This window comes from Methanoculleus sp., from assembly GCF_030019085.1.
In the GTDB taxonomy this organism is placed as follows: domain Archaea; phylum Halobacteriota; class Methanomicrobia; order Methanomicrobiales; family Methanoculleaceae; genus Methanoculleus.
This window is the reverse complement of record NZ_JASEFJ010000010.1, coordinates 41,052-67,437: the sequence shown is the minus strand read 5'-3', so window position 1 is coordinate 67,437 and position 26,386 is coordinate 41,052. Positions and strand designations below refer to the sequence as shown.

Here is a 26,386-nt window from a genome sequence, read left to right as displayed (position 1 = left end):
GTTCTCCATCCAGGGAAGAAAGTGTCTGTGTGACACGATGAGACAGGGGCGATTCCCCATCGCCACACTGCCTGGAGGTATCTACTGGTGTCAACACAACCCCATCATCGAGATCCTGTTTCTCTCCCCTGGTACGGCCCTCCATCGCAATCACCCCACACTGCCACCCCCGGGGGGGGTGGAGAAAGGGATCCTTCGCTTTATGTGGAGTTACTGAACCGTGGTGCTCCAGGAACATAACATCTAGCGCAATGCCCGGAGAGGCGAGGGTAAGGTCACACAAAGTAAGTTTAAACGGCCTATTTACGAGAATTGTGCTACTATTTCTGAATAATTGTAAAAATACCCCTGTTGTGAGTATATTTCTGGTAGGGGTGACCATTACACCTGGCGTTAACCAGAAGACGAAGACTCAAAAGGTGGCTGAATGGTGAAATCTGGATGGGGCTAACTCAGTTTTGAGAGGATATGCCTTCTTTCGAGATCCGGGCTTCCGTGGTGCGTGACCTCCTGGACACCGGTGGCTAAAAATCTCGCTATCGGCAGACTAAAATTCCTCATCCGATAATCACCATACAGGTTGTTGTAGGTGTAGCAATGCTAACGATGTAGGAGTTCTTCCTGATCCGCGACCTTTACGATCAAGGACTGAAAATCAGTTAGATCGCCCGGGAGACCGGGTTTGATCGTAAGACCATACGTAAATACGTGAATGCCAAAGCACCGCCGATAGCGAAACCGAGAGCCCGGAAACCGAGCAAACTCGACGACTACAAAGACTACATCCAGAGCCGTCTATCCAAATATCCCCTCACTGCCGCCAGGGTCTATCGCGAGATCCAGCAGATGGGGTTCACGGGGAAGTACACGATCGTCAGAGACTTACGTCCAGTCGATCCGGCCCAGGATCGGTGTAGCGGACGACCCGAATGCGAAGACCTGACACTGTCCCGGGCAGACCGTGGCTGTGCGGTGGGTCTCTTCTCTCAGCATCACGGGGTACAGGATCACTCGCGTCGCTACCGGCTACCACCCCATTCTGCGCATTGAACCTTCTCCGCAAGTTAAAGTCCAAAAAAAGTGCAGGGGGTTCTGTTATGTTCTTACGCTGCTGTGGGGGCTTCCTCGTAGACCAGGGCCAGGTAGCGGGCGGCGAAGACAGCAAACGCCGCATTGAGGAAGAGAACGATGATCCAGCCCACGAAGGGTATTTGGCCCAGGGCGCCGACCACGATTCCGTAGATGAATGCGACGACCAGAAGTATAACGACCGTGATGATCCAGGTCCCCCAGCCAAGGCTACCGATCTGTGAAAAGATTGCACCCAGGTTGAAGGCATCACCGATACGCCCGGTGCGAGCAAACCGCAGGATGGCAAATAGTGCGACAAACGCCGTGATGATCGCGACGATTCCGGCAAGAAGCATGCCCGCAAGGATACTGGCTATTGCAGCACCAATCAGCGCCGCATCCCCGCCGACCGCCGCGCTGGCAAGCATGCCGACCGCACCAAGCCCGCCAAAGAGCAGGAAGATCAGGACGGCCGGGATGATGTATATGAGAATGATTATGTTCAACTTCCAGCCGTCGATAAAGAGCCTGCCCCACTCATCGACCTCGGGGGCGGGCGTCTTCCCCGAGAGAACCCGTACCAGGTAACCGCTGAGGAGCGGGACGAGAGAGAGCGTCAGAGCCTGGAGGAACGAGAGGATCGCAAGCAGGATCCACCGCGTCCACTTCTCTGTTAGTGCATCCTTTGTATAGTCAAAGGACCTGGAGATAAGAGCACCGTAATCCATGTGTGATAACACCAACACCCGGTTGTCGATACCGGGATATAATTACACCGTTATGTTTTTCCTGGTGGACGTGGCCGGATATAGGCGCTGGGGGATCGGTCGCGACACACGCCTGCTGATCCATTCGTGGAGGGTATACTATAAAAAAAGAATGGGGTGTTTTTACGCCGGTTCCGGGGCGCTCTCGTAGATCAGTGCCACGTAGCGTGACACAAAGATGATCCAGACCGGGTAGAGGAAGAGCAGAATCAGCCATCCTATGAACGGGATCATCGCCAGCAAACCGGCGATGAAGCCAAAGACGAGCGCGACAACCCAGAGAATGATGAGCGCGAGGATATAACTCCCCCAGCCGATCTTTCTGATGTGCTGGAGTATGGCACCGAAGGCAAAAGCCTGGCCCATGCTGTTCTTCCGTGCAAACCGGACGATACCTATGATCGAGAACAGCGTGACCAGGATACCGACGATGAACATGACCAGCAGCCCGATACCGATCGTACCGATGGCAACCATCGGGTCGCTGACCATCGCCGCGGGCACTCCGAAGATGAGCGCGACGATAAAGACCGGGATGCTGTAGATGATACCGATGATGAAGAGTTTCAGGCCGTCGATGAAGGTCCTCACCCAGTTTCCTACATCCGGGGCCGGTTTGGCACCGCTGTAAATCCTGACCACATACCCCATGATCAGCGGGAATATGATCGTGCTGATGACGAGCAGGATCCACCGGACCCATTTGCCCCAGACAGCATCTTTTGCATAGCCGAACGAATCGCTCAGCATCTTACCATAATCCATAAGTAAAGCTCCGACGCTTTAGGATGAGCATATATTGTATATAAGGATTACTATGAACTCTCCACTAAATCACTTCTTTTACCGTAATAGGCTATTCAAATCCTTGCAAATCCAGATATCCTGACTAAAAGCAGGCCGGCGCAGGCGTCCCACTGGTGGCGCCAAAAACGCAATAACGCTCAAATAGCGGTAAGAAACGCCCTTCGGAGGAGGTGTATCCAGGGGGGGGTGGCCGTGGCCCGGAACCCCCTGGCCCGCAAGCCTTAAGGATAGTCTTTCACCCGGGGGGCCGCATGAGCGGGCGTGAGGCGGGGGCAGTCGCCCCCTCCCCCCACGTTGCGATCCCCCCACACCGTCACAGTCCCCGGCAGGAAATAGCACCATCTCATGGTCCCACCGACCCCGATCATCGGATTTCTCGATTGTGCGCCAAAGATTGCCATCAGCGGAGCGCACAGATCTCAAACCACCCCCGGATAACATTTCCTCCTCTCACTCCGCCACAAAAGCCAGCGCCACCACCGCTGAATAAATAAGATCCCCACCATATCATAGTGCATGCCAAAGCCTACTCTCCAGGTGGCGCTCGATCTCCTTGACCTCGATCGTGCGATAGAGATCGCGACTGAGGCCGTCCAGGGCGGTGCGGACTGGATCGAGGTCGGGACACCACTGATCAAGAGCGAGGGGATGCGGGCGGTGCGGACGCTCCGGGAACGCTTCCCCGACCACGAGATCGTCGCAGACATGAAGATCGCCGACACCGGGGCGATCGAGGTGGAGATGGCCGCAAAGTCCGGCGCCGGTATCGTCTGCATCCTCGCCGACGCCGACGATGCCGTGATCGCCGAGGCTGTCCGCTCGGCCCGCAAGTATGGCGTCCGTCTAATGGCTGACCTTATCAACGTCAGCGACCCCGTCTCCAGAGCCAGCGAAGTTGCCGGGCTCGGTGTCGACTACATCAACGCCCACGTCGGGATCGACCAGCAGATGATCGGCAGATCCTCACTTGACCTCCTCCACCGCCTCACTGGCGAGGTGAACGTCCCCATCGCTGTCGCTGGAGGGCTGAACGCAGAGACCGCATCCGCCGCAGTTGCCGCCGGAGCCTCGATCGTCATCGTGGGCAGCAACATCGTCAAGGCCGCCGACGTGACCGCAGCGACCCGCCGGGTCAGGGAGGCCATCGACCGCCCGGAAGTTCGGCCGCGGGAGAAAGAGAGTCCCGATACTGTCATCCGCCGTCTCCTTGAAGGCGTCTCTGCGCCCAACGTCACCGACGCCATGCACCGGAAAGGCGCGATGGCGGGCGTGGTCTCCATCTGTGGCAGGGTCAGGGCTGTCGGCCCGGCCGTGACCGTCCGGACAGTTTCCGGCGACTGGGCAAAACCCGTCGAGGCGATCGATATCGCCAGACCGGGTGATGTCCTTGTCATCAGTAACGACGGCCGAAAGGATATCTCACCCTGGGGCGAACTTGCCACCCACTCCGCGAAGAACCGCAGCCTTGCAGGCATCGTCATCGACGGCGCAGTGCGGGACGTTGACGATATCCGCGAGATGGGGTTCCCTGTCTTTGCCACCGCAACCGTCCCTAACGCCGGAGAACCCGTGGGTCTCGGAGAGATCAATACCGAGATCCTCTGTTGCGGCCAGGAGGTCCGGCCCGGCGACTGGATCATCGCCGACGAGAGCGGTGTCGTGGTAGTCCCCCGGGAGCGGGCCTACGAGATCGCCCGCCGGGCGATGGAGGTCAGGAAGACCGAAGAGCGGATCCGCGAGGAGATCCGGCGCGGCCGGACACTCTCAGAGGTCTCCGAACTCCTGAAATGGGAGAAACGGCGCTGAATTAATGGAATAACCACGATTCCTGGAGGAACGTAATCCAGATATGCAGCGGTTAAGAGACGAACTGCTCGAGGTTCTGCAGGCGGTCATCCCGATAGTCCTCGTTATCGTCCTCCTCGAGATTTTTGTGCTCCGGGCATCGCCTGCCGAACTCCTTCACTTCCTGCTCGGCAGCGGCATGGTGATCCTCGGGATCGCACTCTTCCTCTTCGGTGTCAAGTCGGGGATCCTGCCCATGGGTGAGGCGATCGGCTCAGAACTGCCCGCTCGAGGATCGCTTACACTGGTAGTCATTGCGGTCTTCCTCTTTGGGTTCTTTGCCACGGTGGCAGAACCTGACGTCCGTGTACTCAGCAATATGGTAGATACCGTCTCCGGTGGCGGGATCGCTCAGGGCCCCCTGATAGTCGTCATCGGCGTCAGCGTCGGGTTCTTTGCCGCCGTGGGCGTTCTCCGGATAGTTGCAGGGGTACCCATAGGCTACCTCTTTGCCGCCGGATACGGTCTTGTCCTCCTCCTTGCGTTCATAACCCCACCGGCGTTCCTTGCTGTCGCCTTTGATGCGGGCGGGGTCACAACAGGACCACTTACGGTGCCGGTTATCCTGGCGCTCGGAGCGGGGGTAAGTAGGGTCCTTGCGGGCAGATCGCCGATCACAGACGGGTTCGGGCTGATCGGTCTGGCCTCGATCGGGCCGATACTCGGCGTCATGGCGATGGGGGTGTTCTTCTTCTGATAACACAGGGACTACTTGAGGGCCTGGACGGAGTAATCATTGAGGTTACGCAGGCGTTGATCCCGCTGCTTGTCTTCTTCCTGGGATTCCAGTTCTTCTATCTCAAACTCCCGCGCAGCTACATCAAAAACCTGATACGCGGCATCATCTTTGCCGCTCTCGGGATGATCCTCCTTCTTCAGGGCGTGCGAGTTGCGTTCCTACCGGCGGGGCACGAGATCGGGGAGACACTCGCCACACTCGACCAGAGGTGGCTCCTCGTCCCGTTCGGGTTTTTCCTGGGTTTTCTCACAACCTATGCCGAGCCCGCCGTCCGTGTCCTCTGCTACCAGGTCGAGGAGGCCTCGAGCGGTTCAATCCGGCAGTCTGTCATCCTCTACTCCCTCTCCATCGGTGTCGCCGTCTCGGTCGCGTGCGGGATGCTCCGCCTTGTATACGGCGTCTCGCTCCTCTACTTCGTTATGCCGGGCTACCTGCTGGCCCTCATCCTCCTCAAATTTTCGGATGCGGATTTCATCGGGGTGGCGTTCGACTCAGGGGGTGTCGCCACCGGCCCGATGGCGGTAACATTCCTCCTCTCACTTGCCATCGGTGTTGCGACAGGGATCGAGGGGCGAGACCCTGTCGTGGACGGGTTCGGGCTGATAGCGCTGATAGCGCTCGCCCCCATAATCTCGGTGCTGCTGCTTGGCATACTCTACAGGAGAAAAAGAGGTGAAACAAGATGAGTAACGATTATGCTAACGAACTGATCGTCACGATTGTAAAACGGGGCTGGTCCGAGCCTGTGCTCGAGGCGGCCCGCGGCGCCGGGGCTGAGGGGGCGACCATCCTCCTCGGCCGCGGAACCGGTATTCATGAAGGAAAGACTCTCTTCGGGCTTGCCATCGAACCCGAGAAAGAGGTGATCTTAACGGTCGTAGCCGCCGAGCGGACGGATACGGTGCTCGATGCAATCATCGCCGCTGGCGAACTTGACCAGCCAGGTATGGGTATAGTCTTTGTCATACCTATCCGACGTGTTGCAGGAAGGGTTCACATGTTTCGCAAGAATGAGGTAGGAGAGTAGAGAATATCAAACCGGTAATTTCGGGCTGTGCCCTGGCTTAATGATGACCCTCGCCCGGGACACGGATTCGGGTGAATGGAAGTATGTGCAATCGCCGCAGCTTGCCCCACGTCCGGAGGGAAATGGAAAAGGGATGCGGGAGGGAGCGATCAGGCCATCTCCACGCAAACCACCCCGAAAAAGGTGGAGGGTTTATAACCCCGGATCGTTTATTCGACGGCCTCGATTAACCCGTTCCGTGGCCCTTTCACGACTTGATTGGAAGTCTCAGGAGCTCCCCGCCGTGGTCCAGGATCTTTCGGACGGCATCCTCGACCTGATCCACGCGAAGGATCAGGACGGCTGCGTCCTTCCCCGAGTAGGCGTAGGCGTACTCGATGTTGATCCCGGCATCCCCGAGCACCGAGGCTATCTCTGAGAGCCCACCAGGCTCATCGCGCATCTTCACCCCGATGACATCTGTAAACGAGACGCGAAACCCGAGATCGGTCAACGTCCGGTAGGCATCGTCCGGGCGGTCTACAAGCGCCCTTACAACCCCGAACCCGTCCGCCTCAGCGATGCTGAACGCCAGGATGTTTATCTCCGCATCTCGCAGCGCAGCAGCGATTGCCGCAAGCCGTCCCGGCCGGTTCTCCGAGAAGACCGAGATCTGTTTGATTATATAAGATGACTTCTCCATTACAACGACCTCCTGTCTATAACCTTTCTGGATTTGCCCTCAAACCGCGGAAGACTCCCGGGTTCAACAAGTTCAACCTCCACGCTCACGTTGAGCGAACTCCGGAGACGGTGCTCCACCTTCCTCTTGATCTCCATGAGATCAGGAATTTTGTCGGAGAATGCCTCCTCGCTCACCTCCACCCTCACGAGCATCGAGTCGAGCGCACCCTTCCGGTCGACGACGATCTGGAAATGTTTCCCGACATCCGGTATCCCGAGCAATGTATGTTCCACCTGTGATGGGAAGACGTTTATCCCCCGGATGATCAGCATATCGTCAACCCTGCCGCGTATCCGGCCGATACGTGGATGCGTCCGACCACAGGTGCAGGGATCCGTATCGATGGCGGTGAGGTCGCCTGTCCGGTATCGGACCATTGGGAGCGCCTCTTTCTGGAGCATCGTGACGGTGAGTTCCCCCTCCTCGCCGGGCTCGAGAACCTCGCCAGTAGCGGGGTCAACAACCTCCAGCAGCGCCAGGTCTCCCCAGACATGGATCCCTTTCTGCTCGCTGCACTCGGTGAACATCGGCCCTGAGAGTTCGCTTGTCCCGTAGATGTCGTAAGCGCGGATCCCGAGCCAGTCCTGGATCCGCGTTCGCATCTGCTCCGACCAGGCCTCGGCGCCCAGGAAACCCATCCGGAGGTCGGTATCGTTCCGTATCGAGACGCCCATCTTCTCCGCCACCTCCGCGATATGGAGGAGGTAGGATGGGGTACAGGCGATGGCGGTGACGTGGAGATCCTGCATCAGTTCCACCTGGCGCTCGGTGTTCCCGACGCTTGTCGGGAGGACTGTCGCCCCGAGACGCTCGGCACCGTAGTGTGCACCGAGCCCCCCGGTGAAGAGCCCGTAGCCGTAACTCACCTGGACGACGTCTCCACGGCCAAGACCGCAGGAGGAGAACGCCCGCGCAAGAGACTCGCTCCAGTTCGCGATATCGCGCTCCGTATACCCAACAACGGTTGGTTTTCCCGTCGTCCCGGATGAAACGTGGTACCTGACCAGTTCGCTCCGTTCGGCGGTGAATATCCTGTCAGGGTAACCATCGCGCAGGTCTGACTTGTACATGAACGGAAGTTTCGCAAGATCTCCAAGCGTCCTGATATCGTCAGGGTGGACGCCGTGCTCCTTCATTCGGCGCTTGTAGAACTCGTTGAAACTGTAAAGCCGGTATATCTGGGATTTGAGGAGTTTGAACTGAAGCCGCTGGAGTTCGTCAATCGGCATCTCCTCGATCCGCGGGTTCCAGGGCGGCATCTCAGGCATCCCCCCGCCGGTCTATGACATGTCTTGCCTTTCCTTCGAACCGTGGCAGAGACCCCGGTTCCACCAGTCTCACCGCCGTTCGCAGCCCTAGCGTGTTCTGAAGTTCGGCCGAGATTTTCTTCTGCATCCGGGCCAGGTCCTGGAGTTCGCCGGAGAACGCAGCCTTGCTCATCTCTACCTCGATCGTCATCTCATCAAGATGTTTGACGCGGTCGATATATACCATGAACTGGTCCCCGACCTCCGGAAGTGATCGCAGCACGTGCTCGATCTGGGACGGAAAGACGTTGATCCCCCGGATGACCATCATATCGTCGCACCGGCCGGTGATCCGCTCGATCTTCTGCCCGCGGCCGCAGACGCACCCGTCCTCATCCATCAACCGGGTAATGTCGCCAGTGCGGTAACGGATGAGTGGCATAGCCTCCTTGACAAGCGGCGTTATGACTAGTTCGCCGCGTTCCCCTGGAGCGAGACGTTCACCCGTCGCGGGATCGACGATCTCCACCAGGTAAGAGTCATGCCAGATATGAAGCCCATCCCTCTCCGGGCACTCAAACGCCACACCGGGACCATACATCTCGGAGAGCCCGTAACTGTCGTAGGCCTTCACTCCAAGACGGCGTTCGAGTTCGCTTCGCATGCTCTCCGACCAGGGTTCCGCCCCAAATATCCCGGTCCTTAGAGAATCCAGACTCTTCCCCATAGATTCCGCCACCTCGGCGAGATGGAGGGCATAACTCGGGGTGCAGTGGATGACGGTCACCCCGAAGTCTTCGATCATCTCGATCTGACGGCGGGTGTTCCCGGTCGCGCTCGGGATCACGGTCATACCGATCTTCTCAGCACCGTAGTGGAACCCGAGTCCTCCCGTGAAGAGCCCGTAATTTACCGCATTCTGAAAGATGTCGTCTTCCCCCAGCCCGATCATCGTCATGTTCCGCGCGATCAGTTCCGACCAGTTATCCAGGTCATTTCGGGTGTAGCCGACAACGGTAGGTTTCCCGGTCGTCCCTGAGGTGGTGTGGATCCGGACGACCTCTCTCAAGGGGACGGCAAAGAGCCCGAACGGGTAACCGGCCTGGAGATCCTTCTTTGTGGTTAAAGGAAGTCTCTCCACGTCCTCAAGCGTCTTTATGTCGTCTGGCGAGACGCCCGCCTCTCTCATCTTTCTCTGGTATAGCCCGGTCTTACCGGCCTGATGCAGTGACCACTTCAGCCGTTTAAGCTGGAGATCCGCAAGCTCGTCGCCACGGATCGTCTCCATCGCCCTGTTCCAGAACATAGTTAGTATCCCATCGGTCTTTTGCCGGCAGAAAGGGTTCTCCCCCTTCATCCCGACTCTGTTACTCCCCGGCGGGATGCCAGAGCCGCACCGCCGGGCATAGTCTCTCTTTTAGGTTTGAGTGCGGTGCGGAAAAGGTTTGTCAATGGATGGCACGCTACACGCTGACAGCCCTCATCTCCGGGCTGAGGGGGTCGGGCCATCCGGGTCTCTCCTCGCGGAACGCCTCAAGAACGAACTCCACAAACATATGCGCCTCTTTTGGGTGTGGGGCGTTGCGCGGCACGGTGATTGCGTAGACTATCGGCTGGCCGATCCGCTCGCTACCGATGGACTGGAACCGCTGGAACCCCAGGTTCACGCGCACCGTCCTGTAGTAACCGGCGTGTTCCGCTGAGCCGAGATCGATCTCAGGCGGAAGATCGATCCAGTGGAGTCCGTGTTCCTCAGCGACGCTCCGATACTCAAAAGCGTAGTCGATCCCGCCGGCATCAAGGAGCGAGAGGAGGTAGATGCTCCCGTCCCGTATAGCGACCTTCTCGGTTGCGGGTCTCATCCGTTCGGGAAGGGTGATCGTGGTCATCCCGTCGGAGACGAAAGGTCTGATCGGGGGGTTAAATGCACCACCGATGATCGCCTCAAAGAGCCCTGGTTCGTTGTAGTAATCCTCTGCAAGCGCTGTCACCATCAGCGCCCGGTAACCGCAGGAATCGAGCATCGGATTTGAGAAACCCACCCGCACATCCGGCCTGGCCAGGATGTGATACCAGTTCTCAGGCGTGATCTCGTCTGCGCCCTTACTCCGGTCGGTGTAGGCGATCACGATCTCGTTCTCGGCAAAAGGGATGTACCAGTCGGTGTAGTTCTCCTCCCCCTCGCCCATCGGGATGTACATCATATCCGGGATGAGGGATGCATCTGCGACCGCGACGACATCTATGGGTCTCCCGAGGTCTGTCACCTGTCGAATGGCCTGGATACTCCCGTGCCCCTCGAGCTGGACGTCGATTTCGGGGTGCTGACTCTCAAACTCGGCCTCAATCTGCTCAAAAGGGTAGAGCAGGCTCCCGGCCGGGACAACCTTGAGGACTGTGCGTTCCTGATCGGAACCCATGCACCCTGCAGTGGATGCAAGGATGACGAGGAGACCGATCACCGCCAGGAGGGCTACACCGCGGGTCATCGCCTCTTAACCTCGATCTTCTCTACCCACTTCACCCAGGGGCTTCCCTCGGTGATAACATCTGGCGTTTCTGAGATGACAACCAGCCTGAGCGGACCGCCGTTGTCGTAGGCCAGGGGTTTGCCGTCACAGTCGTAGGCCAGGATGACCTGGAGCGGCGGTGAAGGGATCTCGTGGAGGTTCTCATCGAACGTGAAGAGTTCCACACCCCTCACCTGAACGCCATCAAAGACCCACATGTAGCCGTCCGGCGCTGAGACGTAGACGAGATCGTCCTCCCCGACCCCGCCCACCATATCGAGCAGGTCGGTCAGGAGCACACCCCGGTAACGGTTCGGGCCGTATCTGATTCCGACAGTGGAGACCGCGTAGCCGTAACCCTCGACGGCGTCCATAGCCCTGATCTCATCGAGGCTGAGCACAATCTCGGTATCGCCGATAATTGTCAGGTTCCAGGCCGGGTAGTCGTCACCGCCGGTCGTCGTACCGAGGCATCCGGCCGCGAGAGCCAGAAGGCCGATGGAGAGCAGGAGGAGGGCGGGGTATACCCGGCGGCGCACCGGAATCACGCTCCTCTCCTGGCGCAGAGGATTGCTGCTCCAGCGACCGCGAGAGCGGTCACCAGCAAGGAGAGCGGGGCCTCTGTCGGTTTGACCGTCCCCGCCGGGGTGGTGAGGGATCCCGCCAGTGCTCCTCTCTCACCCTGGTATCCACCGGTGTAAACCCTGATCTCGTCCACCCACTTCACCGTAAGACCGCTGGTCGAGGGGTATAGACCGTCGTAGAAGTGCTGGGCGGCAGCCGGGAGCGTCTCATGCATATCCCAATTCCCGTAGACATGAAGCCCTTCAGGGTTGGTGGAGTTGTCCGCAAAGAAGACGATCCTCATCCCTGTGTAGTAGTCGGGAACGTAGCCAACCCCCTGTCTCTCGCCGACCTCAGGATCGGCGCCGTTGTACCAGCAGATCCCTATTGGCCCCTGACGGGGATCGGGTTCGTAGATGTTCTCGTATGGGAACTCGACGTGGTAGCCGTCGACCGCCTTTACCATGATCTCATCACCGGGGTTTGCGCCGCCGACCAGTTCGACAAGGTCACGAAGGTTCGTCCCCTTAACGGCCCCCCTGTCCTTGAAGTTGGTCGTCTCGTTCGGGTCCCACTTGTCCCCCTCAAATACTGGGCCCTGATGATAGTAGCGGGTCACCCCGTCCCCAAGGACCGGGAGGTTCTCTTCCATCCAGCGATAGTCAACCGTTGTCTCGTTCAGGATGGTCTTACCATCGTCTCCGATCTTTACTATCCGCAGTTCGGTCGTCGGTGCCGCCGATACGGCGGCAATCAATACCACGCTCACGCAGAGGAGCGCGAGCAGAATCCGTCTGATCTCTGCATGCAAAACCATCATCTCCATAATTCTGGTAGTCTCGTCACACCTGCAACTGATGGGAAGACACTCCACCACCCGGGCGGGAGGCGGACGGTCTCAATGACAGTCCCCCGCGGGTAGAGCTTAACCTCATCCTCGATAACCCTTGCAACCGGTATCATATCCATGATGATCGATTCAGGGCTGACTCTCGCCCGGAGATACCCGAGCGTCCCCTCGCACCCCATCCGATACCCTTGAGGCTTCTCATCCGCAAGCGGGTAGAGGGGGGCGCCACCACAGCCGATAACAAAGTAGTCTGTCCCGTTCACGCTGTAGCGCTCGTAAGCGTGGGTGTGCGCGCTGAAGACCGCGTCAACACCGTTCTCTGAGAAGATGTCAGCCCACTCGCCCCTGATCGCCAGATCACCGCCGGGATGGCTACGGTCGGCGCTGAAAGGCGGGTGGTGGAACGCCACGATCTTTCGTGGCAGCGGGGATCTGAGGTCTTCCTTGAGCCAGGCCGTCTGGGTCGGCATATCCGCCCAGGCGCGATCATTGCTGTCGAGGACGGTCACGTGGAGGCTCCCGGCGTCAAACGAGTAGTATGGAGGGAGGGCAAAGATCCTGGTGAACTCCTCCGCCGTGCCGTCATGGTTGCCTGCCACCGGTACCAGGGTTGTGTTTCTGAGCACCGGTCCTGCCACAGCGAAGAACTCATCCCACTCTGAGTCATCGCAGACGAAATCCCCCGTGTGGATAAGAAAGAGGATCTCTTCCTCTTCGGCGATCCTCTCTGCCACAAGGCGGTGCCTCTCGGTCTGGGTGAAGAGAGGTTTCTGGCCACGGGTGTCACCGTATATGATACAGGTAAACTCCGGGTCACCGAACGTCCTGAACCTGCAGTCTCCTGTTGTCTCGTTCCCGCTGACCACACGATAATGGTAGGTCGTTGCCGGGGAGAGTTCGCTGAGATGGGCGTGCTGGATGCCTTTCTCAGTCCCGGATGATGGGACACGGCGGGTCTCGCCGCCCTCAACCGGGGTGTACTCCACCCATCCACCGGTCTCACCGGTCGCCTTCCAGGAGACCACTGCCGAGTCGCTCGCGGTGCTGGTGACATAGGGGCCCCATACGATCCCTGCCGACACTGTCTGAATGAGTAACAGCGCAACCGTCACAGTTGCAAGTAGATTACAGTAACGTTTCATCTCCCATTCACTCCTTCAGAGTTACCAGGCAGCGGGTCGTTGTCCCGGGTTTCACCAGGACGTCCTCCATGGTTCTGGAATCGTTCTCCGAGACTACCCTGACCTCGTAGGTGCCGATACTCATCCCGGTAAAGGTGTGCGGCGTCTTCTCACCTGTGTAGCGGCCGTAGAGGTATATCCGGGCGTCCGGGACGTTACTCTCGACCAGGAGATCGCCGCTGGTGTATTCCTTGAGTGTGCAGGTTATGACGCCACCGGTTCTCGAGCCTTCCGGTATCGTGATCACCTCTTCGGCGGGGAGGTAGCCCGGCATTGAGACCAGAATGCGGTGACGCCCGGGGGAGAGACCGTCTATCCGGCAGGGGGTTCTCTCGCCTGTTGGGAAACCATCGATGATAACGATGGCACCAGGTGGGTTCGACCTGACATTGAGGGATACGGTCTCGCCCTTCCAGGGTTCGATCACGAATTTCATGCCGTTCTCAACAGACGAAGGCATGTTATACGAGAGGTATTGCCCGTCGTGGAGGACGGTTGCCCAGGCCACACCGCCGCCCTCAATCTCTCCCTCGCCCGGTATGGTGCCGGCGGGGAAGAGTCCGTTTAAGGTGAACCTCTCTCCGCTGTAGACCTCCGACTCGACACGGACGGTCTTTTTATACGATGGCGCCACGCCGTCGAGATGGACGGGCGTGATAGCGTCCGGGTAGACCCAGGTCTGGACGGTCTCGAACCGGTAACCGGGATCCACCTCTCCTGCAGAACCTTTGCTCGCCTCGACCTGGATGGTGTGCAGCCCTTCACGGAGACCGTAAATCACCCGGGGTGTCTGGCGTAAGAGGTTCTTGTTGTCGAGTATGATCGTCATCCCGGGCGGGTAGGAGGTGACATAGACCCCGCCCGAGTGGTTCTTCTCGACCCGGCCATAGGTGGGTGTCGCAACCGGGGTTGGTCGGGTCTCTTCGGGGACGTGGGTCTCCTCAACCTCAGGGACGGTGGTCGTGTTCTGCTCCGGTTCGACCGAGAACCCGAAGATCCTATACAGGAAGTCGAGTATCCTCTCGATCAAAGACTTCGGAGTCTCTCCCGATCCTGGCGGAGGTCCAGAGGTCACCCCGGCGGTTGTCAGGCAGAGGATGATGTTCCTGATCACCGCACCCTCCCCTTCCAGGCGGAGTTCGTTTGATGAACCATTCAGACAGGACAGCACGTCATACTCCGTGACAACGGGTTCGTCTTGCGGGATCCCGGTTATGCTGTGGCCGTTGAACGAGGCAGTGATATTCCCGCTGCCCACGATCAGCAACCTGGCATCGGAGACCCTGGAGGTTTCAGGCATCGGTTCAAACCTTAAAGAGGTCGCCTCATCCAGGATGATAACGCCCTCACCTATCCAGCAGATGATGGAGGAGGATGCGTTCTCGTCCATTTCCGCTGTAAGGAGGAGACCATCGGCGGTGATCCCTGGCGGGCAATGCACGGTAAACGTGGCGTTGTCGCCGGTGAGGTTTGCAGCAAAAGTCGCGGCCGTGGCGGTGGCGTATCGCCGATCCAGGGCGACCCCCTCAAACTCCGGTTCACCGGCGCTGCTGTTATCAATGTAGAGGTAACAGCGTCCCTTCGCCCCGTCGGGAAGGTGGTAACTAACAACGCTCCCGTTGGAGGTCGCAGAGGTGTTTGCCGGGAGAACGTCAAGCCTGCCGCGAAACTCAAACGGCCCGAGCAGTGAAAACAGGGTGGCGTTACCCGGCGTTGCATTCATCGCTGTCTCCGAGAGGGTCTCAGGCACGTTCTCGTTTATGGAGGTGAGAACGAGATCCAGAATGCTGCATTCGTCCTCCTCAACAACGACCGTCCGGCTGACGTTCCAGTAACCAGGCAGCACAAGTTCGATCGTGTGCTCACCGACCGGCACCTCATCAAGGATCGTGTCGGTGAACAATCCGGTCACCTCTCCGTCAAGGATGATGCTGGCGTTGCTTGGAACGGAAGAGACTGCGATGCTCCCGGTGATGGGGGTGAGGTTGAACTCAACCTCCTCAACCCTGTTTGCTGCGACCATAACCCATCTCTCATCCGGTCGGATGTAACCCTCCTTCTCGACCACGACGGAGTGGCTCCCCACCTCAAGGCCGACGAGGGTGTGCGGGGTTTCATGCCCGGTATCTTCATCATCGAGAAAGATTTTGGCCCCCGATGGAGTTGAGGTCACGTGGATACTCCCTGTGGGCTCTTCCTCGCTGTAGATGATGATCTCGCTTATGTACTGGACGGAAAGCCCGGTTGTTGTTGGATACTTGCCGTTGTAGAAGTACCAGTACTCCTCGTCAAAGCACTCGTGCATGTCCCAGACACCGAACGCATGGACACCGTAGGGGTTTGTCGAGGTATCCGCAAAGAAGACAAGACGCATGCCCGAACGGTAATCGGGGACGTATCCGTCTTTGTCGTGATACCAGGTTATCACCATCGGACCCTGTCGGGATTCAGGTTCGTAGACGTTACGGTAGGGAAACACCCTTGAGAGTCCGTCCGATGCCTTGATCCTGACAGTCTCTCCTTCCTTCATCCCGCCGACGAGGTCACAGATATCCTTGAGGTCGGTTCCCTTCACCGCGCCCATATCCTTCTCGAGGACGTTTGTATCCTCTTCCGGGTTCCAGGGGTCGCCCTCAAATACGGGTCCCTGATGGTAGTAGTGGGTCACACCATCTCCCTGAACAGGGAGGTTTGACTCAAGCCATCGGTAGTCGACCGTTGTCTCGTTTAAGATGGTCACGCCATCTGCTGCATACCTGACGACATGAAGTTCGGTTGTCGCTGCCATGGCAGCAGGTGCTGCCAGTGCCAGCAACAGACAGAGCGCAAGGATCGCCTGGTACCGGACTGAATGTTCAGGTATCATAATTCTCCGTCCTTAAACTCAAACTATCATACAGATAACCTTCTGGCTATCTCCTCCTCATCAGGACGTATGCTGCAACCACGATGACCAGGATGATAACGATGGTAACGATCACCCCGATCGGAAACGCAGCCGGTTCTTCTTCAGATACAGGTGTAGCCTCCGTTTCAGGTGCCGGTGTAGCCTCCGGGGATGTCCACGCAAGCGCGAATATGCTGAAATGCGAGACCTTGGCCGTGATGGTTCGGGTCGCAGGATCGACCGTAGCCGCTATCTCCTGCCATTCGCCGCTCTCGGGGTTGTACCACATGACCACTGGCCTGAGACCTTCGTCGATCCGCGCCCACTCGTCCTCAGAGAGGGTATAGGTGAGGCTGATCGGCGGGTCGAAGGTTGCACCGTCAGGGCCGCATGAGAGGGCGATTGCGATACTCGCTCCAGGTGGTGCCGGCGGGACTTCGGCCGGGTCAGCCTTTGTGCAGATGACCGCGGTGAGAGGGTTGCCGGCCGCGTCAAGGGCGGTTGTGCCTTCAGGTATCGTCAATGCGGCAACCCCGTCCTCCGTCCTGACCAACACCGGTTCTAGCACCACGCCGTCGCTCGATGCGGTCAGGGTGGCCTCTTCTGTGAAGGCCAGGGGGGCGATGGGGGCCCCGGGTTCGTAGACGACCTCTGAACCAGAAGAACCGGAGGTGCTGCTCCCACCCCCGCCTCCTCCGCCGCCGGTGCTCCCGCCACCGCCACCGCCTGCCGGTGGCGTGGTGGGTGTGGCCTCCGCGGCAACGCTCAGATCAAGGGCCGTTACCGCACCGGAGGTGAAGTTTGCGGTCTCGCCGGCAACCCTGCCGTTGACCAGGAAGGTTATCGGCGCTCCTTCCTGGTCCGCGGTTGCCGTCACGATCAGTCGGTTCCCGATGCTCGGGTCGGGACCACCGTAGCGTCCCGGTTCCACAATCACGACAGAACCGCACTCCACACCATCGATCGTGGCGGTGATCTCGGTCCCTACCGGTGCCGCGGATCCGCCTACCATCACGTTCCCGTAGAACTCGTGCGGCAGAACGGGGGGAGACCCCTCCGTTGCTGCCGCTGCCCCGGCGACAAGGCCGAGGAGGAGCAGGAGCACGATACCGTGTTGCTTCAACCACATACCCTTCATCCTCAGGCCCCGATGGCAGCGAGCGTGTCGGCATCGGTCATGTAGACCCAGTAACCCTGCATCGGCTGCATCGTGCGTTCATCTCCATGTCGGCCGCTTGCACCCCGGATGATAGAGACCTCATACTCCTGGTTCTCCGCATCAAACCCGATCAGGGTGGTCCAGTGATCACCCAGAGAGAGCAGGGTGGTTGCAGCGGACTCGGGAACGGTGTCCGTGAACCCGATCGCGTTCCAGCCCATGCCAAGGTCCTTTGTGGGCGGGACCTGCGGACCACCCTGAGCGAATGTCAGCTGGACGGTGCAGGCCTCGTTTGCATAGACCCAGACGCCGTCAAGCGGCTTGAAGGCATCGGCCGAGGCCGCCGCTTTCCACTCCTGCGTGATCCCGTCATAGAGCAGGATCGAGTGGCCGGCGGTACCAACGTTGTCGTAGAAGATCGCGAACGTGTTTGCACCATCCATGAGACGTTTCGGCGTGGAGACGAAGTTCCAGCCCTCTTCAAGGCTGATCGTAGCATCGGCTTCAGAGGGTTCCTCGACGATCGGCACGCCGGTAAGCTCGATCTCATCGATGCTCCCTACCCTCTGCTTGTTGGAGGTCAAGGCGGAGCCGACGAGTTTGAGCGGCCAGGTCTTGCCGTCCTTCGGTAGTGGAGCGCCGTCGATCTCGTCGGCGACGATGATGTTGTTGTTCCGCGCCACAAACGAACTGTTGAATGTGGCGGAGAAGTCGTCATCAGTGCCCTTTATGCCGTCCTTGCCGTAGTCGATGACGGTCACGTTGTAACCCGCCGCCGCGAGATCGTCACGGAATGGATCCGTGCCGTAATCGTGCTTGTTTGCATCGTCAACCCAGCCGCATAGGAGCCAGAGCGGCATCCCTGACCAGACATGTCCCTCATCATCCGTCCAGGTGGCACCGTGCCCGCCCAACGCGCAGGCCTTGCCCGACTCGAAGTAGGAGCGACTGATGTTATCGGTGATTGCACCTCTCAGGAGAAGCGTCCAGTCCTCTCGTGCGCCGGGTTTGATCGCAATGGTTGCGATGTTCTTGTTGGAAAGACCGGCAGCCGATGGGTACTGGATACCGTCAGCCCAGTAGTAGTGCCAGTATTCTTCAGCCAGGCATGTCCGCATGTCATCGTTTCCAAAGATCCCGTCGGGCGTGTTGAAGAAGAGGCGCGGGCCGTCACGGTAGTCGGGGACATACCCCCGTCCCTCTGCCCACCACGCGACGATGGCCTCACCCTGGCGTTCGAGCGGTTCGTAGATGTTGGTGTAGTTGAGTTTGACACTGTAACCATCAGAGGCGATAAGTTCGATCTCACCACCAACTGGGATACCACCAACCAGGTCACAGAGGTCGCGGATCGCCGTTCCTTTCACTACGTCATCGACTTTGGCCGGGTCCACGTTGATGTTCTCATCCGGGTTCCAGAGGTCGTCTGGATCGAAGGTGGGGCCCTGGAACCCGAGTCTAACACCGTTGGGTGCGCCGTATACCTCCAGGTTCTCCTCCATCCACTGGATGGTCTTTGTCGTCTCGTTCAGAACGGTCACTTCGTCGGAGGCGTAGCGGACGATATGTATGGATGGCGGCTCCTCGGGCTCCTGGAAGTCGACGAGCTGGATCCGCTGGACGTTCTTCACGCTCAGGCTCCCTGTAACCCCCGCGCCGACCAGCTGGAGCGGATAGGCGTTCCCGGTGATCGGGGTGCCGTTGACCTTGTTTGCAACGATGTAGTTGTTCGGTTTTGCCAGAATATCCTGGCTTGAGAACTCCTTGCTGTAGGGGTTATCCCCGCCGGAGGAGACGATCACGGTGTAGCCGGTCTCTGCAAGGGGGACGTTGAAGGCTCCAGAACCGTGCATGACATCGTCGTCGACCCAGCCACAGAGGACCCTCAACGGGACGCCGCTCCATGTGCTGACACCATCGTTATACGTCACGGCGTGGTAGCCGCACTCCTCGAACTCTTCCTTTGTCAGGAGATCGGTGATCTTTGGTCCCTCAAGACTGAGCGTCCACTCCGACTCCGTGATCTCATCCGGGAGCCCCTCAAGGGAGATCGTGGCGATATTGCCGACCCGCTGTTTCCCTGAGGTCACGCCCTTCCCGACAAGTTTCAGGGGTGCACCGTTATCCTCGGTGAGCGGGGCTGCGTTCATCTTATTTGCAACGATGAACGAATCGTTACGGGCGATATCGGCGCTGCTGAAGGTGGCGTTGAAACCATCAATCGCACTCACACGCACGGTGTAGCCCGCGGCCGCTCGTGTATCGTTCAACGCCCAGTGATTCCCGGTCGCCACGTCGTCGACAACGGCTACCAGGTACCAGAGCGGGATACCGGTCCAGACCTGATCTTTGTCATCGGTGTAACTCTTGCCGTGACATGCAACACCCTCCTCGAACTCTGCCTGGGTGAGCGTCCGGTTGAAAGCGCCCACAAGCGTGATCTCCCAGCCTTCGGAAGGTTCAGGGAGGCCTATGAGTTCGATCGTGGTGATGCCACCGATCAACTGCCCTGAACCGACGCTCGGACCGACGATCCGGAGCGGCCAGCAGGGTTTGTTCTTATCGCCGATGGTTGCAGGGAGTGGCTCGCCGTTTAAGGTGTTTGCGACGATTATCCCGTTGTTCCTCGCGACGCTTGCGCTATCAAAGTTGATATCGTAATTGTCGATTGAGGTGACCTTGATCGAGTAACCCTGCGCAGCGAGGTCGTCGTTGAAGGCGCCGGAACCGTGCCTTACATCGTCGTCGACTAGGCCAATGAGGTACCAGAGAGGCATTCCGCTCCACACATCACCGTTACCGTCGGTGTATGTGGCGGCATGTCCGCAGGCCACACCGTCCTCAAAGTAGTCCTGGTCGACCTCCTCCGTCCGTGCACCGATAAGAGCGACGCTCCATGTGGCTGGTTCCACCGGTGTCTCATCCGAGTCCTCGAGACCCACAGTGATCGTGATCAGCGCTGTTGCATCCTCCGGCGTCGGGTCACCGCCGTAGCAGAAGACGACCTGATCGCCTTCGGCAAGTGCCACGACGTTGATGCCGCCATCGTGGTTGCCATATCCATCCTTCAGGTCGCCGTTGACGTAACACGCCCACTTGGCCTTGCTTTTGATGTAAAGGTATCCATCGATGTCATCGAGCAGGAGGACTTCATCATATGCCCATCGCTTGTCGGTGACGTTGTAGGTGAAGCCCTTCAGTTCCGAGACCTTCTGGAGGGCGCCAAGAGGTGTCCGGTTGCTGACGGTGTAGGTCTCTCCGGAGTTGTATGCTGTGCACTCGAAAGTGCCCTCATCCAGCGCAACTGTTCCTTTGAAGAGAACGGTCTCGTCAGAGAGGATACCGGCGGATTCTTCATCCGGTGTCACCAGCGGTTCTTCCTCAGGTGTTACCCCAGGTTCCCCGTCGGTAGTTACCGTCAGGTCGTCGTCTGGCGCCACTTCAGAAATCAGAGTGGCATCCGCGATACCATCTCCGGGGCTCGCGCTCACACCCGGGAGAGTCTCCCCGACTGCCGGCAGTACCAGCAGCGAGCATAACAGCAGTACGAAAAGAGCGTACTGAATCTTTTTCGCCTTTTCATTCATGGAATCAACCCTTTTTGAGTCATCCCCTTTCCTGGACCCATTCCAGAAAAGTAACGATTTAAACTGGAACCGGGCCATGTAAATATTTTACAGTTAATTAACCCGCATAAGTTAACCAGATTATACCAGGGTCCCCTCCAGCATCGTAAAGACCTCACCATATCCGCCCAATCGATGCATTAATCATCAAAAACACTCCAATACTCATTTCCGGAGTGACTGGATGGCAGCAACGGGAACCTGGCTCCCTGTCTTCGGATATGGAGGGCACATAAAGGCAACGGCACAGGAGGTCATTATATCACGTGGGAGCGAGACCTGGCGTTACCCCCTCGACAAAGTGAAACACCTCCTCATAGTCGGCGGCCATACCCTCCATACCTCCGCGGTGACAAATCTCCTCAAATCCGGCGCTGCCATCACATTCTTCGATATCGACGGCACACCCGTCGGATGTCTCTACCCATACGGCTACCGCCAGGACGAGGAGGTAAGGCTTGCGCAGGAACGGGCCGCGCCACACAGGTTCGCCCAGCCACTCGCCCGGGCAGCCCTCCAGTCCAGGCTCCTTCTGCTTGGAGAACTCTCTGACCACCGTGGGGAGACGATCTTTTATTCCGGGGAACTCGAGTTCCTTCACCAGGTCAGGGAGGAACTCGAGGTCTCGGTCACGATGGAAGAACTTCGGAGACTCTCACGCCTGACCGCCGACATGTACTATGAGATCCTGGCCCGCACAATCCCGCCAGAACTCGGGTTCCGGCGCAGAACAAAACCTCCGCACACCGACCCTGTCAACACCATGTTCTCGCTCGGCTACGCGATGCTGTATGGAAACTGCTGCGTCTCGGTGGTCGGCGCACATCTCAATCCCGACCGCGGTATGCTCCATGAAGGCCCCGGGGGTCTTGTGTATGACCTCATAGAACCGCAGAAAGCCTCGATGGTAGACCGTATCGTACTTCGGTTCGCAAGGGAGGGTGTGTCCACTGACGATTACGAGTGCGGGGAGAAGAGATGTTACCTCGATCCTGCTATTGTGAACCTGCTGACCGCAGCGCTCCGCGAGTCCATCGACCAGAACCGTCTTGACGCCCAGGTACGCATCCTGCGCGACGCTCTACTCTCAAACGCTGAATTTCAGGTGCTCTACTGGTATTAACCGCTCCGCAGGATGCTGAACTCTGAGAAGTTGATGAGAGGGATCTCCCGCTGGACGATCTCACGGATTATAACATGCGGGCAACTGTAGAGCATGGAGACGAACTTATCCAGGATACCTGGATCGGCGGTTGCGATAACGCGAACCCTGCCGTCCGGCAGGTTCATCACCTCACCCACGACACCGAGATTTGTAGCGATCCTTTTGACGCATGCGCGAAACCCAACGCCCTGAACCCGTCCTGCAACACTTATCTCGATCGTCTTCACAGCCAGTACTCCTGAATGATCCTTATGGACATATCCAGTTCGTCATATATCGATTCTCTTGTTGCCTGGTCACGGATGTTCACCACCACGCCCACTGCCAGATCCAGGAGATCGCCTGCGTGGTCCTCGTAGCGCGCTGAATGGAGACGGCAGGCCATATCTCCTAGCGCGATCGCTCGTCGTGAGAGAGGTCTGATCCCGCCAGCCTCCTTTAGCGCACATTCCAGCATCCTCTCCGCTATCTCATGCTGTCCGGCGTCACGGGCGAACACATAGACCTCGGTGTAGTAGATCACCCTCTTCAGCCGGTCGTGTGTTGCGCCTACTGCGCGGTCGAGTGCCACCAGATCTTTTGTGGTGCAGTTGCCACGCCGTAACCGCTCGCGGAACTCCAGGATCCTGCCATAGACGGTGCCCTCCCATGACCCGGGAGCGATCTGATCCACCTGAACCGTGAGAATATAGCGGATTCGCTCATCCTCGATTGAGGAAGCGATAGCGGTTGCGCGTTCCCTGGCGGAGGAGTTGCCGGTTGCGCGGTAGAGTGAGTAGAGCAAACCGGCCACCCACAGTTGCGTCATGGCAATAATGAACGGAATCCGGATAGAACCAGCGGCACTCTCCATGCTCTCCAGGATCAGTTCGATCGCATCCTCATCGCCAGATGTCTCAGCAAACCGCGCTACATGAAATAGCAACGGGAGCCTGACGTAAACGGAAGGTATGCCTGCTACAGTCTGAGAGATTATAGAGAGGATCTCCTTTCTCGCCGCAGGTTCGTCAGCCATGTCATAGACCACTGAAAGCGCGTCCACGTAGTCGACCGGGTTGCCTATTCTCTGGGCCTGCTCGATCGCCCATTGGAGATCTTTTTCCTCACCGTTTGCAGCACAGATCTCCCTGAAGGCATGGATCAGATGCTTTCTGACGAGATCTTCTCTCTCCTCTCCGACGGACCCGACCATATCTTCTGCCTCATCAAGGTAGTCTCTGGCCTCTCTGGGGTCGATACCGGCCATGAGGCCTGCGAGGTCGGAGAGCATGATCGCACGAACCGCCGGGTCGGGGGTCTCGTTGATGGTCTCATGTAGCCTCCTTATGGTACTCTCAGCCCGCTCTCTCTCGTCGAGAACAAGGTAGGCGCTCGCAACACGGTAGATCCCGGAGTAGCGTGCATAAAGATCGGATGTGTGCTCGAATAGACGGTGCATCAGGTCGAGCACCGGCAATGAAGCCGTAGCCCCATTGAGTCCCTCAAGGAGGTATGCTGTTGCCTCATAGGGGTCGGCGGAGTCGAACTCCTGTGTCCGCTCTGTGAAGGGTGTGAGGATCCTCTGGATCATCGCGGTCCGTTCATACTCGTTCTCGATCTCCAGGGAGAATAGAGCCATTGGGATCACCAGGACGGCGTCCCTGGACTCCTGCATCTGTTCGAGCATGATATCGATGCAGTCTCCTATCCTTATCTGGAACGCCGCATCCGGTGTTCTGGTCTTGAGGAGGCTGAGCGCAGTCTCAAAAGGATCCAGGACGCCCTCGAATAACGCGGGTCTGGCACTTGAGCGGTTGTCCACGATCCGGATGCAACCGACCCGGACGTAGCCCTCGATGAGGGTCGCGAAGAGGTGCTGGAGAGAGGGATCGTGGGTCTCAACCAGGATGCGGGCCGATTCATCCAGCGCCTGGAGTGAACCGTGCTCTACCCCATATGTGATCAGTCCCTGAATAATGCTCTCCATCGCGATCATACACAGATCCTGTGCAAGCAGAGAGGTCAAGAGGATCCGCATACCCCGGAGCAGGTCAGGGTAGGCTTCCTGGACGGCAAGCGCGGTCACCTGGTTCGCGATACCGGCAAGCGTACTGGCCAGTCTCTTCTGTTCTATGATCTTGCAGGCGAGAGCGATTGAGGCCTGGAGGAGATGACGGTCGTTCCTGTCGGCGCCGATCCGCGCCATATCGATTGCGATCTTTGAGAACGCCTCCTCTCGCAGACCATGATCCGTGATCTGGCTCAGAAGGTCCAGCAGTGCGGCGGGTCCTTTATCCTTGATGAAACCGCGGTCGAGCAGGACGATGCTGCACTCGAGGAGAAGTGTGTCCTGTGATTGGTGCAACGCTGCGAGTTCCTTTATGGCCGGTATATGCCCGGCAACCTCATCGAGACTGCACTTCCTGCAGAAGTCGGTCAGTGCCTGCTGGATCAGTGTGTCGGCGATCCGGGTCTCCTCTCCGGCGAGGAGGATCTCGCGTATGAACTCTATCTCGTCGCGTCGGATAGCTTCTATGACCAGTTTGATGGCTGTCTGGAATAACAAAGAGTTGCCTTGCGGGTTACCCGCCTTCTTCAGGACGAGAACCGCCTGCCGGAAGTCGTCAACCCGGTATAGAGTCTCGCTGATCTGGTGGTAAAGCCTGGCGGCCTTCGCCCCGTCGCTGTATTCATCGACCAGCGGCACGATATCGGAGAGAACGGCCGGGTTGCCGCTCCTGGTGGCGATGGCGATCCCGGCGTTGACGATATCCTCGATGGGTGGAGGGGTGCTCTCTCCATGGCGGGCGACAAACTCAAACATCTTCTCAAGGAACCAGTAGTCCCCGCTTCTTTCCGCCTTTGCCAGGAGTTCATGGGCGATTACCTGGCCTGCCCACGGTTTTTTATCGGCAAGTTCCGTGAGCCGTCTGTATGTATCTTTCCTGTCCTTCTGGTGGTCGAGGAGCCCTACGGTCAGGATCGCCAGGATCTCTGCCATTCGTTCCTGTCGGATCTCGCGAATTGAGTCCAGAATATTCGCTATATCAGCGATCTCTGCTTTGAGGGGAGAACGCCAGGCGCCGTTCACGATATCGGAGATAGTGCCGGTGCGCTGGATCTTCTGTTCAATTCCGGCGGCGATCGATAGCCCCTGGATCAGGAGGCCCCGGTCTTTCGACACCATACCGACCGTGGCGATCGCCCGGGCCAGCCCGGCGCTGAGCTTCGCTCGCTCCGAGAGGGTGCTGATCTCTGGGAGCATCGCGAGAACGTGCTGCAGGATCTCGACGTTGCGGTGCTCCTCGCCGTAACGGATCAGGTGGGGGATGATCTCAGAGAGAATCTCCGAGCGGTATTTGCGGATGCTGATGGCCTCGAGAGTATTTAGCGCTCTCTCGATGTACTGCTCCTTACCCGTGTCTATTCCGCGAAGAACCAGTTCACCTGAGATCCTGGCGAGTATTTCTGATTGCTGGCCCTTTCGATTGAGTTTGCCAACCAGGGTAAAGATAGCAGAGATCCAGGCTTCGTCTGCGCTATCGATATACCGGGTTATTGCGCGGCGGGATGCTTCGGTAACCTCTTCTTCTGTCGGTTCGGTGACCAGGTTCAGTATATCTGGTTCTCCTCTCTCAAATGCCACTCCCGTGATAGCGGCGTTTACCTGCGCATAGAACTGTCGCTTTCCTTTCCTGGTGCGGGTCGTTGAGATCTCACGGACGGCTTCTTCAAGTTCCTCAGGATCGCCGGAGGTTATGGCGGATTTTACCATCTCTTCTATCGGTATGCTCCTATCCATCTCCTCTAGACCTCCGCGGTGGTCTGTCCTGCCAGGCCGTCACCAGACATAAGATTGTCATGCCACTATATGAATATTTTTTCTTGATGTTCCACATTGTTTCGTATTGAAAGTGATTTAGTGATTAAAATGGCTGGTTGCGTGAAAAATAATGACCAATATAAATCGAGAAATTAAAAAAAATTCACCAATCCCGTTACGGAAAATTGCAGGAAGATCGGGTTGGGTGGGGCGTGGTATCGCCGGTTGGTGGGGGTGTTCTGTATCCACGGAAGAGAGTGCCAGAGGACACGTCAAGACGGGGGCGGGGGATGCTAAACCACCCTCCCCGTCAGCCCCTCAACAAAAGGGCAAGTTGCCATCGATACAATCTCCAGGAGCGCACCTCCAGCGTTTAGAGTGAGACCCTCAGACAGTCACCACTAACTCCCCGATA

The 26,386-nt window shown here is 58.2% G+C and carries 20 protein-coding genes; 6 read left to right on the top strand and 14 right to left on the bottom strand.

The features are described from left to right. The first annotated feature begins 708 nt into the window (after positions 1–708). Positions 709–1,050, top strand: a complete 342-nt coding sequence (locus tag QMC91_RS06035) for a hypothetical protein (protein ID WP_300236755.1) — start codon at positions 709–711, stop codon at positions 1,048–1,050. Positions 1,051–1,103: 53 nt separating this feature from the next. Here the strand turns inward: QMC91_RS06035 and QMC91_RS06030 are convergent, their stop codons facing one another. After that, entirely contained in the window at positions 1,104–1,799 is a 696-nt protein-coding gene (locus QMC91_RS06030; RefSeq protein WP_300236753.1) for a DUF4013 domain-containing protein, read from the bottom strand. A gap of 162 nt (positions 1,800–1,961) precedes the next feature. Beyond that, positions 1,962–2,603, bottom strand: a complete 642-nt coding sequence (locus QMC91_RS06025; protein ID WP_300236751.1) for a DUF4013 domain-containing protein — start codon at positions 2,601–2,603, stop codon at positions 1,962–1,964. 558 nt (positions 2,604–3,161) lie between these two features. Between QMC91_RS06025 and hxlA the strand changes: the two genes are divergently transcribed. The 4 genes from hxlA to QMC91_RS06005 are packed head-to-tail and all read left to right on the top strand — an operon-like array spanning position 3,162 to position 6,256. After that, positions 3,162–4,451: a 3-hexulose-6-phosphate synthase gene (gene hxlA / locus QMC91_RS06020; protein WP_300236749.1), complete on the top strand. Its 1,290-nt coding sequence runs from the start codon at positions 3,162–3,164 to the stop codon at positions 4,449–4,451. Positions 4,452–4,494: 43 nt separating this feature from the next. Continuing rightward, the gene (locus QMC91_RS06015) at positions 4,495–5,187 is read left to right on the top strand and encodes a DUF1538 domain-containing protein (protein WP_300236747.1); all 693 of its coding nucleotides are present in this window, start codon (positions 4,495–4,497) and stop codon (positions 5,185–5,187) included. A gap of 56 nt (positions 5,188–5,243) precedes the next feature. Beyond that, complete coding sequence (locus QMC91_RS06010; protein ID WP_300236745.1) at positions 5,244–5,915, top strand: DUF1538 domain-containing protein; 672 nt, start codon at positions 5,244–5,246, stop codon at positions 5,913–5,915. After that, complete coding sequence (locus QMC91_RS06005; protein WP_300236744.1) at positions 5,912–6,256, top strand: P-II family nitrogen regulator; 345 nt, start codon at positions 5,912–5,914, stop codon at positions 6,254–6,256. The genes QMC91_RS06010 and QMC91_RS06005 overlap by 4 nt, the downstream gene beginning before the upstream one ends. 247 nt (positions 6,257–6,503) lie before the next feature. Here the strand turns inward: QMC91_RS06005 and QMC91_RS06000 are convergent, their stop codons facing one another. The 10 genes from QMC91_RS06000 to QMC91_RS05955 all read right to left on the bottom strand — a co-directional run bounded on the left by QMC91_RS06000 (position 6,504) and on the right by QMC91_RS05955 (position 20,965). Next, positions 6,504–6,938, bottom strand: coding sequence for an ACT domain-containing protein (locus QMC91_RS06000; protein WP_300236742.1), 435 nt, complete (start codon positions 6,936–6,938; stop codon positions 6,504–6,506). Next, on the bottom strand, positions 6,938–8,239 hold the full coding sequence (locus QMC91_RS05995) for a phenylacetate--CoA ligase family protein (protein ID WP_300236767.1): 1,302 nt from the start codon (positions 8,237–8,239) through the stop codon (positions 6,938–6,940). Before QMC91_RS05995 ends, QMC91_RS06000 begins: the two co-directional genes overlap by 1 nt. A 1-nt stretch (position 8,240) precedes the next feature. Continuing rightward, positions 8,241–9,533, bottom strand: a complete 1,293-nt coding sequence (locus QMC91_RS05990) for a phenylacetate--CoA ligase family protein (RefSeq protein WP_300236740.1) — start codon at positions 9,531–9,533, stop codon at positions 8,241–8,243. A 157-nt stretch (positions 9,534–9,690) separates the two neighbouring features. Continuing rightward, positions 9,691–10,716: a tungstate ABC transporter substrate-binding protein WtpA gene (gene wtpA / locus QMC91_RS05985; protein ID WP_300236738.1), complete on the bottom strand. Its 1,026-nt coding sequence runs from the start codon at positions 10,714–10,716 to the stop codon at positions 9,691–9,693. Continuing rightward, the gene (locus QMC91_RS05980) at positions 10,713–11,285 is read right to left on the bottom strand and encodes a molybdopterin-dependent oxidoreductase (RefSeq protein WP_300236737.1); all 573 of its coding nucleotides are present in this window, start codon (positions 11,283–11,285) and stop codon (positions 10,713–10,715) included. Before QMC91_RS05980 ends, wtpA begins: the two co-directional genes overlap by 4 nt. Beyond that, positions 11,282–12,112: an argininosuccinate synthase gene (locus QMC91_RS05975; RefSeq protein ID WP_300236735.1), complete on the bottom strand. Its 831-nt coding sequence runs from the start codon at positions 12,110–12,112 to the stop codon at positions 11,282–11,284. The genes QMC91_RS05980 and QMC91_RS05975 overlap by 4 nt, the downstream gene beginning before the upstream one ends. Before the next feature lie 5 nt (positions 12,113–12,117). After that, a complete protein-coding gene (locus QMC91_RS05970) occupies positions 12,118–13,293 on the bottom strand; it encodes a metallophosphoesterase family protein (protein ID WP_300236733.1) in 1,176 nt (391 codons plus the stop codon). 7 nt (positions 13,294–13,300) lie between these two features. After that, positions 13,301–16,198, bottom strand: a complete 2,898-nt coding sequence (locus QMC91_RS05965) for a PEGA domain-containing protein (protein WP_300236732.1) — start codon at positions 16,196–16,198, stop codon at positions 13,301–13,303. Between the two features lie 46 nt (positions 16,199–16,244). After that, a complete protein-coding gene (locus QMC91_RS05960; protein WP_300236731.1) occupies positions 16,245–17,348 on the bottom strand; it encodes a hypothetical protein in 1,104 nt (367 codons plus the stop codon). An 11-nt stretch (positions 17,349–17,359) separates the two neighbouring features. Beyond that, positions 17,360–20,965 (bottom strand): molybdopterin-dependent oxidoreductase, encoded by a 3,606-nt coding sequence (locus QMC91_RS05955; RefSeq protein ID WP_300236730.1) that lies wholly within the window; start codon positions 20,963–20,965, stop codon positions 17,360–17,362. A 223-nt stretch (positions 20,966–21,188) separates the two neighbouring features. Here QMC91_RS05955 and cas1 point away from each other — a divergent pair, with 223 nt between their 5' ends. Next, positions 21,189–22,127, top strand: a complete 939-nt coding sequence (gene cas1, locus QMC91_RS05950; RefSeq protein WP_300236729.1) for a CRISPR-associated endonuclease Cas1 — start codon at positions 21,189–21,191, stop codon at positions 22,125–22,127. Here cas1 and QMC91_RS05945 read toward each other — a convergent pair. Together QMC91_RS05945 and QMC91_RS05940 are read right to left on the bottom strand one after the other, a co-directional pair. After that, complete coding sequence (locus QMC91_RS05945) at positions 22,124–22,396, bottom strand: acylphosphatase (protein ID WP_300236727.1); 273 nt, start codon at positions 22,394–22,396, stop codon at positions 22,124–22,126. The genes cas1 and QMC91_RS05945 overlap by 4 nt on opposite strands. Further along, complete coding sequence (locus QMC91_RS05940; RefSeq protein ID WP_300236725.1) at positions 22,393–25,950, bottom strand: hypothetical protein; 3,558 nt, start codon at positions 25,948–25,950, stop codon at positions 22,393–22,395. Before QMC91_RS05940 ends, QMC91_RS05945 begins: the two co-directional genes overlap by 4 nt. Positions 25,951–26,386: the final 436 nt, after the last annotated feature.

Bases quoted from the DNA above. Each gene is read 5' to 3' on its own strand.
- QMC91_RS06030 (WP_300236753.1), bottom strand. From the start codon at position 1,799: ATGGATTACGGTGCTCTTATCTCCAGGTCCTTTGACTATACAAAGGAT.
- QMC91_RS06025 (WP_300236751.1), bottom strand. From the start codon at position 2,603: ATGGATTATGGTAAGATGCTGAGCGATTCGTTCGGCTATGCAAAAGAT.
- hxlA (WP_300236749.1), top strand. From the start codon at position 3,162: ATGCCAAAGCCTACTCTCCAGGTGGCGCTCGATCTCCTTGACCTCGAT.
- QMC91_RS06015 (WP_300236747.1), top strand. From the start codon at position 4,495: ATGCAGCGGTTAAGAGACGAACTGCTCGAGGTTCTGCAGGCGGTCATC.
- QMC91_RS06005 (WP_300236744.1), top strand. From the start codon at position 5,912: ATGAGTAACGATTATGCTAACGAACTGATCGTCACGATTGTAAAACGG.
- QMC91_RS06000 (WP_300236742.1), bottom strand. From the start codon at position 6,938: ATGGAGAAGTCATCTTATATAATCAAACAGATCTCGGTCTTCTCGGAG.
- QMC91_RS05995 (WP_300236767.1), bottom strand. From the start codon at position 8,239: ATGCCGCCCTGGAACCCGCGGATCGAGGAGATGCCGATTGACGAACTC.
- QMC91_RS05990 (WP_300236740.1), bottom strand. From the start codon at position 9,533: ATGTTCTGGAACAGGGCGATGGAGACGATCCGTGGCGACGAGCTTGCG.
- wtpA (WP_300236738.1), bottom strand. From the start codon at position 10,716: ATGACCCGCGGTGTAGCCCTCCTGGCGGTGATCGGTCTCCTCGTCATC.
- QMC91_RS05970 (WP_300236733.1), bottom strand. From the start codon at position 13,293: ATGAAACGTTACTGTAATCTACTTGCAACTGTGACGGTTGCGCTGTTA.
- QMC91_RS05965 (WP_300236732.1), bottom strand. From the start codon at position 16,198: ATGATACCTGAACATTCAGTCCGGTACCAGGCGATCCTTGCGCTCTGT.
- QMC91_RS05960 (WP_300236731.1), bottom strand. From the start codon at position 17,348: ATGTGGTTGAAGCAACACGGTATCGTGCTCCTGCTCCTCCTCGGCCTT.
- QMC91_RS05955 (WP_300236730.1), bottom strand. From the start codon at position 20,965: ATGAATGAAAAGGCGAAAAAGATTCAGTACGCTCTTTTCGTACTGCTG.
- cas1 (WP_300236729.1), top strand. From the start codon at position 21,189: ATGGCAGCAACGGGAACCTGGCTCCCTGTCTTCGGATATGGAGGGCAC.
- QMC91_RS05940 (WP_300236725.1), bottom strand. From the start codon at position 25,950: ATGGATAGGAGCATACCGATAGAAGAGATGGTAAAATCCGCCATAACC.